The sequence below is a fragment of the Marinospirillum sp. genome, from assembly GCF_014859565.1.
Genome location: NZ_JACUUA010000146.1, coordinates 1 through 8,168 on the forward strand (window position 1 = coordinate 1; position 8,168 = coordinate 8,168).

General features: G+C 51.5%; 7 protein-coding genes. 1 reads left to right on the forward strand and 6 read right to left on the reverse strand.

The annotated features are described in order from the left end of the window. Positions 1-235: 235 nt before the first annotated feature. The 5 genes from IBX50_RS14635 to IBX50_RS14655 are packed head-to-tail and all read right to left on the reverse strand — an operon-like array spanning position 236 to position 3,715. Positions 236-718, reverse strand: coding sequence for a hypothetical protein (locus IBX50_RS14635; RefSeq protein WP_292257033.1), 483 nt, complete (start codon positions 716-718; stop codon positions 236-238). 60 nt (positions 719-778) lie between these two features. Then, positions 779-2,110 carry a HAMP domain-containing sensor histidine kinase gene (locus IBX50_RS14640; protein ID WP_292257034.1) on the reverse strand — a complete coding sequence of 444 codons (1,332 nt, stop codon included), beginning with the start codon at positions 2,108-2,110 and terminating at the stop codon, positions 779-781. Between the two features lie 40 nt (positions 2,111-2,150). Next, positions 2,151-2,831 carry a response regulator transcription factor gene (locus IBX50_RS14645; protein ID WP_292257035.1) on the reverse strand — a complete coding sequence of 227 codons (681 nt, stop codon included), beginning with the start codon at positions 2,829-2,831 and terminating at the stop codon, positions 2,151-2,153. A 39-nt stretch (positions 2,832-2,870) separates the two neighbouring features. Beyond that, positions 2,871-3,293 (reverse strand): DUF6691 family protein, encoded by a 423-nt coding sequence (locus tag IBX50_RS14650; protein ID WP_292257036.1) that lies wholly within the window; start codon positions 3,291-3,293, stop codon positions 2,871-2,873. Further along, the gene (locus IBX50_RS14655; RefSeq protein ID WP_292257037.1) at positions 3,290-3,715 is read right to left on the reverse strand and encodes a YeeE/YedE thiosulfate transporter family protein; all 426 of its coding nucleotides are present in this window, start codon (positions 3,713-3,715) and stop codon (positions 3,290-3,292) included. Before IBX50_RS14655 ends, IBX50_RS14650 begins: the two co-directional genes overlap by 4 nt. A gap of 204 nt (positions 3,716-3,919) precedes the next feature. On the opposite strand from IBX50_RS14655, the gene IBX50_RS14660 reads away from it, so the two are divergent. Continuing rightward, a complete protein-coding gene (locus tag IBX50_RS14660) occupies positions 3,920-6,085 on the forward strand; it encodes an EAL domain-containing protein (protein ID WP_292257038.1) in 2,166 nt (721 codons plus the stop codon). 12 nt (positions 6,086-6,097) lie between these two features. Here the strand turns inward: IBX50_RS14660 and IBX50_RS14665 are convergent, their stop codons facing one another. Next, the gene (locus IBX50_RS14665) at positions 6,098-8,035 is read right to left on the reverse strand and encodes a methyl-accepting chemotaxis protein (protein ID WP_292257039.1); all 1,938 of its coding nucleotides are present in this window, start codon (positions 8,033-8,035) and stop codon (positions 6,098-6,100) included. Positions 8,036-8,168: the final 133 nt, after the last annotated feature.

Below are 8,168 nucleotides of genomic sequence, written 5' to 3' on the forward strand. Positions count from 1 at the left end.
GCTGAGCGAGTTCTTTTGTGTCATTTTATTTTCCTCATGAAAGCAAAGTGGCACCTATCGTTGAAATACCACACTGCTGATTCTGGCAGATTGTTTGACAAGTGGATGTATTAGTTTCAGTAAATTGATACAGATCAAAATAAAAATGGTAACTGATTGTATGTGAAGATAAAAAAGCCCGACTAAAAAGCCGGGCAACTGATTGCTACTCATTGCTGCTTGCTGTTAATTCAGCTTAATAAGCCAGCTTCAGCCGGTTAATCTGCTCTTTTGTAACGCCGGGTACATCACCGCGTGCGTTCCAGCGGTTATAAAACCAGGCTTCTTCACCACCCACCCAGTTTTTGAAAATCTGCAAGTTGGCTTGGCGTTCACGCTCAGTTTTGCCGAGGTGTTCATACATGTTGCCGGGATTACCACCATTGCTGCCATCATCCAGTCGGCGCATTAGTGCACCGGTCTCTGGCCAGACTACATAAGAAGTCAGCTCGGCATAACCCATCATGCGTGGGCCTTGATTGCGAGCTTCGTATTTTTTGCTGTCTTCTTTAAAACGACCCAGTGCCGGTGATTTTTTACCATGGCAGGAGGCACAGTTTTTTTCCCAGATGGGTTTTATGTCATTACGGTAGGTTACTTCTGAAGCCACTGCCTGAGTGGCAAAAATACCGCCGATCAAAGCGGCACTTAAAGCAGATAAGGACATTCTTTTAATCATGTTAAAACTCCTGTTAGTGATTGATTACAGGGACAGGAGCATAAGAGGTTTGTCTGAAATTCAACTGAAATGAGGGAAAATACAAATCAGGCAAGTGCCTTGATCGGGATGGGACTCAAGTTTTACCTTGCCTTCATGAGCCAGCATGATTTCGCGGATCATTGCCAATCCCAGACCTGCACCCAGGTGGTGCCGCTGACGTGCTGGATCACCCCGATAAAAGCGTTTAAATGCCTGTTGTAAATCGGCTGGTGCCAAGCAAATACCGGTATTACAAAGGCTAAAAACCACACCTTGATCTGTGCTGACCAGTTTGATGATCAGTTTTTCACCCGCGGGGGTGTACTGTAATGCATTATCCAGTGCCGCAGTCAGCAAGCGGTTGAGCAGATCTGCATCAGCCGGTATTGGTTTGGCCTGTTCCAGCTGCTGCACCACCTCTAGTTGTTTTTGTTTAATCTGGGCATGATAAAGACGTAAACGCTGCTCAATCAGTGGTGTAAGCAGCAGCGGTTCCAGTCTGGGTTGCAGTCCACCGGCATCAGCACGAGCCAGTAATAATAACTCTTCTGCCATACGATTCAGGCGGCGGGTTTCATCCAGTGCATCTGCCAGTGTTTGTTGGTGAAACTCTGAAAGCTGGGGTACCGCTTCTTTATGGATCAGTGCCAGTGCTGTGGTCATCACCGTCAGTGGTGCACGTAACTCATGGGAGGCGTCGGCAATAAACTGGCGTTGATGTTGTAAAGCCAGTCGCAGCGGTTGCAGGCTGCGGTCGGCCATCCACCAGCCGCCAATGCTGGCGACTAATACAAACCCCAGTGCCAGTGCCAGGCTGGTGCCGAGCAGATGATCCAGATGGGACAGACTGCCGCCGACATCGGTTGCAGCATACACACTGCCCAGATACTCACCATTGGATATAACAGGGTAACGCAGCAGTGCCAGACGCAACGCAGGTTCGTTATCCGGTTGCAGGGTTTTAAAAATCACCCTGCCCTGAGGCAGCTCACGGGTTTTTAACAACTCCAGTAGCGCAGGGCGTAGCTGGGGTTGTGTTTCGTTACCGTGAACCAGTTGTGAATCATTGCTGAGAATGTAATAAAAAGCCGTGCGATGAGGACGAAAGCCCAGCTGTACATCAGCCTTGGTGCGGGTGCCCGCTGCCCAGTCTTGCAGGTCAACCAGATGAACACCGGCTTCTTTTTCTGCCAGTTGTTGCAGTTCATTTTTTAAGGATTGTTTGACCAGCGCGGAATGTATCCAATAACCGGCAGCCAGAACCAGACACAGGCTGAGTGCCATGCTGATGGCATAAGCCAGTGCCAACCGAATACGGCTGGATTTAAGGCGCTGGTCTTCCAACTGCTGGCTGGTGGGCAAAGGTTTCATTTTTTAAGCTTAACAGGGCTGGCTGAAAATTAACTGAAAATCACTGTTGATCAAAACTGTAACCCAGCCCGCGTAGTGTCTGGATGGGTTGTTCTGCAGGGGCTGCTTGTTCCAGCTTTTTGCGCAGCAGTTTTAGGGTGGCATCCAGAACATTATCCGTGACCGCTTGATCTCGCCCCCAGACCCGATCAAAAATTACCTCTCTGGCTACACCCTGTCCGGCACGGCGCATTAACAACTCCAGCAGCTGAAATTCACGTTGGGTTAATTCCACACTCTGGCCGTTGAGGTGTTTTAACTGGCGGTTGTTGCAGTTGAGTGTCCAGGGTGGAACCTCTAATTGCTGATCTTGCAGGGGTTGATGAATACGTCTGCCCAGTGCTTCGATTCGTGCCAGTAATTCTTCTGTCTCAAAGGGCTTGGTTAGATAGTCATCCGCACCCTTGGCAAAACCTTCCAGTCGATCTTCCAGTGCATCCCGTGCGGTCAGCATCAGAATGCCACCCTTAAAGCCGGCAGATCGAGCTTCTTTGCATAACTCTATACCGCTGACCTCCGGTAACATCCAGTCCAGCAACAGGAGGTCGTAGTGGCTGTTTCTTAAGTAGCTGCGCGCCAGTTGCCCGTTGTCGGCGTGATCCAGAGTATGGCCTGCTTCCTTAATCAGATGGATCAATAAACGTGCCAGGCGTTGGTCATCTTCGACCAGCAACAGATACATGAGTTTTCCTCGTTAGTTTGCAGTTACAGGGCTGTGCCATCAACGCGATACAGCAAAAGTTGCTACCCAGCGCTGCAGGCAGTGTCCGAGCAGCAGGCCGGGCAAAAACACCAGGGTTTCCCAGTTGGGGTTGGCCAGCAGTGCCACAGCAGGGCCGGGGCAATAACCGCTGATGCCCCAGCCGATGCCAAAGATGGCTGAGCCGATCAGCAGTGAAGGAGTGATGCTGGTTTGTCCAGGCAGGTGAAACTGATCCGCCAACAAGGGTTGATGGCGTTTCAGAATCAGGTGGAAGCCAATCAAACCAGTGCCAACAGCACCACCCAGTACCAGCATCAGGCTGGGGTTCCAGTTTCCGGTAATGTCCAGAAATCCCAGCACTTTTTGTGGATCAGTCATGCCGGAAACGGCCAGTCCAAGGCCAAATATCAGGCCAGTCAACAAGGTTGCCAGATGGATCATCCCATTACCCCCATCAAATGTCGCACCACAAAAGTGGTAATGATGCCGGTCAGTAAAAAGGTCAATACGGCAGCAAGTGATCTAATCGACATGCGCCCCAGACCACAAACACCGTGACCGCTGGTGCAGCCTTTTGCCAGTGAGGTGCCAAAACCCACCAGCACTCCGGCCAATGCCAGTAACCACACAGGGAAGTCATTACGAGCGCTCGAGCGCTCACCACCCAGCCAGTAAAACATGGCTGCTCCGAGTACCAGCCCGATCAGAAACAAGGCAGGCCAGAGACGATCAGTGCTGAACATCAGGCGGTTAATCAAGCCGCTGATACCGGCAATACGCCCGGTCAGTAATAACAACAGACAAGCTGCAATACCAATCAGCAGACCGCCAGTTAGAGCCAGGATGAGGTTTTCAGAAGTCATATCAGGGAGTCCGTTGGTTACTGTCACGGCAAAGGCGCGGGATTATCGCATTTGCCGTGTTACTTGCCTATGTGTGCTTAACTGCTAATCTTGACTTGAATACTTGGTTAAACAGGGTGGTCAGGAGGCAAGCATATGAAACAAGGGTGCAAGGGATTCGCTGGCAGGTGCTTAATCCTGATTCCATTGATATTGACTGGTCTTTTGCTGACTGCAACTGCCAAGGCTTCACATGAAGTGCGTGTTGGGGTTTACCAGAACCCGCCTAAACTGTTTTTTTCCGAACGTAATGAACCCCGAGGCATTTTAATAGAGCTGCTGCAAGAAATTGCCAGCCGGGAAGGCTGGACTTTGACGTTTGTACCCTGTGAGTGGTCACAATGTCTGGATATGCTGGATCGGGGGCAACTGGATCTGATGCCAGATGTAGCCATCAATTCTGATCGCTTGCAGCGGTTTGACTTTCATACCTACCCGGCATTAAACAGCTGGTCACAGATTTACCGCCATCCGGATCAACAAATTGAGTCGCTGTTGGATCTGCAGGGTAAACGCGTGGCGGTGCTGGAAGGCAGCATTCAGGAGAAGGCTCTGCGCCAGCTGTTGGCGGGGTTTGAGGTGGAGTTCCGGCCGGTTCTGGTCGCATCACTGGATCAGGCCTTTCAAGCTGTAGCTGAACGTCAGGCTGATGCTGCTATTGCCAATTACCAGTTTGGGGGTTATCGCTTTGCTGATTTTGGGCTGGCAGAAAGCCCGATTGTATTAATGCCTGCCCGGATTTTTTATGTTGCAACACAGGGGCGACAGACCGGGATTTTGAATCGTATTGACGTTTATCTGGAGCGCTGGTTATCCGAGGCCAATTCACCTTATTACCAGATTCTCCGCCGCTGGGGTGGTCAGCGCCCCGAGACCCTGGTGCCGCGTTTTCTTTTGCAGTTGCTGGCCGGATTGGTGCTGCTGGGTGTGTTGTTAACAGTGGGTATGTTGTTATTACGCCTGCAAGTATACAAGCGCACCCGTGAGCTGGCAGCGCTGAATTCTCATCTGGAGCATCTGGCACATTATGATCTGTTGACTGACCTGCCCAACCGCATCCTTCTGGCACAACGCCTGCAACAACAGATGAACAGAGCGCAAGCCACGGGTCAGCAACTGCTGGTTGCGCTCATTGATCTGGATGGTTTTAAACAGATTAATGACCGTTATGGTAATGAAGTGGGTGATCAGCTGTTGATTGCGCTGACCCGTAAATGGCGTTGTTTTTTGTCCGACAAAACCCTGCTGGGGCGGATGGGTGGTGATGAATTTGTCATGGTCATCACTGGCCTGAAGGATCAGGCAGAAGGCATGTATCACGCTGAACAGTTTTTGCAGCAGCTGGAGCAACCTGTGCAGCTGGGTGAGTTGACCTTGCAGGTAACCGGAAGTATGGGCTTGTGTTTTTACCCCCAGCAGGAGCAGACAATAGAAGCGGAGCAGTTGCTGCGTCAGGCAGATCAGGCCATGTATCAGGCCAAGCAGGCCGGTAAACATTCTTCACAGGTATTTGATGCGGAGTGGGATCGACGTATCCGTGGTCAGCATGAATCGCTGGAGCGCGTCCGTCAGGCACTGAATGCACAGGAGTTTGTGCTCTATTATCAGCCAAAAGTTAATTTGCGTACCGGGCAGGTGGTGGGTGCAGAAGCTCTGATTCGCTGGCAACATCCAGAGCGTGGTTTGCTGGCGCCGGCTGCTTTTTTGCCGCTGGTGGAAGAACAACCGCTGGATGCTGCACTGGGTTACTGGGTACTGGAAACCGCTGTGCGGCAAATGAACCTGTGGCAAAGGGCAGGGCATCCACTGCCGGTCAGTGTCAACATCTCGGCTTATCACCTGCAACAACCGGATTTTGTTAGCCGTTTGGAGCATTTGTTGCAGCAATACCCGGAGATCAATCCATCTGATCTGGAGATGGAGATTCTGGAAACCAGTGCACTGGAAGATGTACAGACGGTTTCTGCGGTGATGCGTGCCTGCTCCAGATTGGGTGCCGGGTTTGCACTGGATGATTTTGGCACAGGGTATTCTTCTCTGACTTATCTGCGGCGTTTACCGGCACAGCTGTTAAAAATTGATCAGAGTTTTGTGCGTGACATGCTGCAGGATGAGGACGATCTGGCAATTCTGGAAGGGGTCATCCGACTGGCCGCTGCCTTTCGCCGTCAGGTCATTGCGGAAGGTGTGGAAACCCGTCGCCACGGTGATGAATTGTTAAAACTGGGTTGTGAGCTGGCGCAGGGTTATGGCATCGCTCGCCCCATGCCTGCTGCTGAACTGCCGGAGTGGACCCGGCGTTGGCAGCAGCAGGCAGTCTGGACGGCCTGAAAAACACTGTTATCAAATGGTGAAACGTTTTAACTGCAACTCCAGCCCTTGCAGCAGTTGTTCCAGGCCTCGGCTGTTGTTATCCAGCTCGGTCACCGCGGCAGTGGTTTCCTGATACAACCCACTCATGGCATTGGCCTGAGTGTTCAGCTGATCTGCGGTGGCACGTTGCTGGCTGGCCGCTGAGGCTGTTTGTACGTTGGAAGAATGAATACTCTCCACCGCTGTATTAATTTCCTGCAAAGAATGCCCAGTCTGTTGTAAATGATGACTGACTTCATCAGCTTGTTGCAGACTGGATTCCATGCGGGTTACTGCTTCTCTGGCCGCCAGGCGGTTGTTGTCCAGCAGTTTGCTGATTTCAACAGTCGCATCCCGTGAGCGTCCAGCCAGATTACGCACTTCATCCGCCACTACTGCAAATCCCCGTCCGGCTTCACCGGCACGCGCGGCTTCAATGGCAGCATTCAGTGCCAGCAGGTTGGTTTGTTCCGCAATATCATTAATGACCGCCAGAATGTCATTCACCTTTTCGCTGTGGGCGGCCAGTTCGTTGACCTTGTCACCGGATGCACGCAGAGCGGTTTCCAGGGTGGTGTTGTGTTGTTGCAGGGTGTGCACCAGCTCACTGCCATTGGCTGCCAGCTGGCTGGCGCTGAGTGACGCTTGTTGACTGGTTTCCGCATTGGTGGCGATGTCATGAATAGCCAGATGCAGCTCTTCTACACGGCTTAGCATTTCCTGCAGATTTTTGTGCCCCTGCTGTACCTGATCATCCAGGCTGAGTGCTACACGTTTGCCCAGTGTGGCACTGTCCGAAACTTCCCCGGTGGCTTGCACCACCTGTTCCAGCAGATTTCTGACCTGGCTGAGCATGGTGTCAAAAGCCTGTGCAGCCTGGGCGGTTTCATCCTTGCCCTGCAGTTCCAGGCGGCGGGTGAGATCCAGATCCTGTGCGACATCTTCCATGGTTCGGGTTAGCTTTAAAGTGGGGATACTGATCTGCCGATAGATAAACCAGGCCACCAGTGCACCAATAAACACCAGCAACAGGTTGGACACACCAACCACAATGAGCCGTTGTTGTGCACTGGTTAATCCTGTCTGTACCTGTTGTTGCAGTTCTGCCAGCACCTGTTGCAGGCGGGCAGAGGGTTCTTGCAACAGTTCATTGGTCTGTTGTAACCACAGGTCTGATGCGGTGCTGAGTCCGAAGTTGCCATCCAGATAAATCTGTTCGGCCAGCGCCCGTTCTTCATCCACCAGGCGGTGGAGTTCACTCTGTTGCCAGGCGGTTAATTGCAGGTTAGTACCTTCCGGCAGTTGATTGTTGAAGCTGTTAAAAAATACCTGCTGTTCACTGAGCAGGCGTACAAAACGCGGATAAGCTCCGGTGGGAAAGTAACTTTCTTCAAAAGCCAGTTTCATCAACAGCTGTTCTTCATGCAGGCGATTAACGGCCAGCATCAGTGCATGGTGTGAGGAGTGCCAGCGGGTGGCTAAACCATCAGCATGGCTGGCGATCAAGGTGGAGAAAAGTTCCAGCCGGGTTGTTAACTGATTTAACGCCGATTGTTGATCCAGCAGCAGACTGAGTTGTGCCGGTTGCTGTGGTATGCCTGCGACCAGTTCATTGATATTTCTGAGAGGAAGGCGCAAAGCTTCTGGCAAATCCTGAGCCAGTGCCTGTAACTGCAATAGGTTGTTTTGCAGTTGTGGATTGCTTGTGCTTCCCAGGAACAGGTTTTTCTGGATCTGATTAAGATCCAGCAGGGTTTGATTCAGCTGTAAACGGCTTTCGGCCAGTTGCTGCTGAAACTGCAGGCTGGTGTAAAGCTGCAGATCGTTACGTGTGCTCAGCCCGGCATACACCAGCATGCCAAACAGAGGTGGAACCACCAGCAACAGGAGTTTTACGCGCACAGAAATATTGCGCACCAGAGACATCATAAGGTTTTCCCCTGATTGTTGTTATTGGGAATCGGGAGTGAGGACAAGTGTCCAGAGGGGAAATCTTAGACCTAAGTCAAAAAAAAGCTACCTTTAAGTGATAGCTTTTTGTTAAGTCGATGTGTTTTTTGTG

Bases quoted from the DNA above. Each gene is read 5' to 3' on its own strand.
- IBX50_RS14655 (WP_292257037.1), bottom strand. From the start codon at position 3,715: ATGACTTCTGAAAACCTCATCCTGGCTCTAACTGGCGGTCTGCTGATT.
- IBX50_RS14665 (WP_292257039.1), bottom strand. From the start codon at position 8,035: ATGATGTCTCTGGTGCGCAATATTTCTGTGCGCGTAAAACTCCTGTTG.
- IBX50_RS14645 (WP_292257035.1), bottom strand. From the start codon at position 2,831: ATGTATCTGTTGCTGGTCGAAGATGACCAACGCCTGGCACGTTTATTG.
- IBX50_RS14635 (WP_292257033.1), bottom strand. From the start codon at position 718: ATGATTAAAAGAATGTCCTTATCTGCTTTAAGTGCCGCTTTGATCGGC.
- IBX50_RS14650 (WP_292257036.1), bottom strand. From the start codon at position 3,293: ATGATCCATCTGGCAACCTTGTTGACTGGCCTGATATTTGGCCTTGGA.
- IBX50_RS14640 (WP_292257034.1), bottom strand. From the start codon at position 2,110: ATGAAACCTTTGCCCACCAGCCAGCAGTTGGAAGACCAGCGCCTTAAA.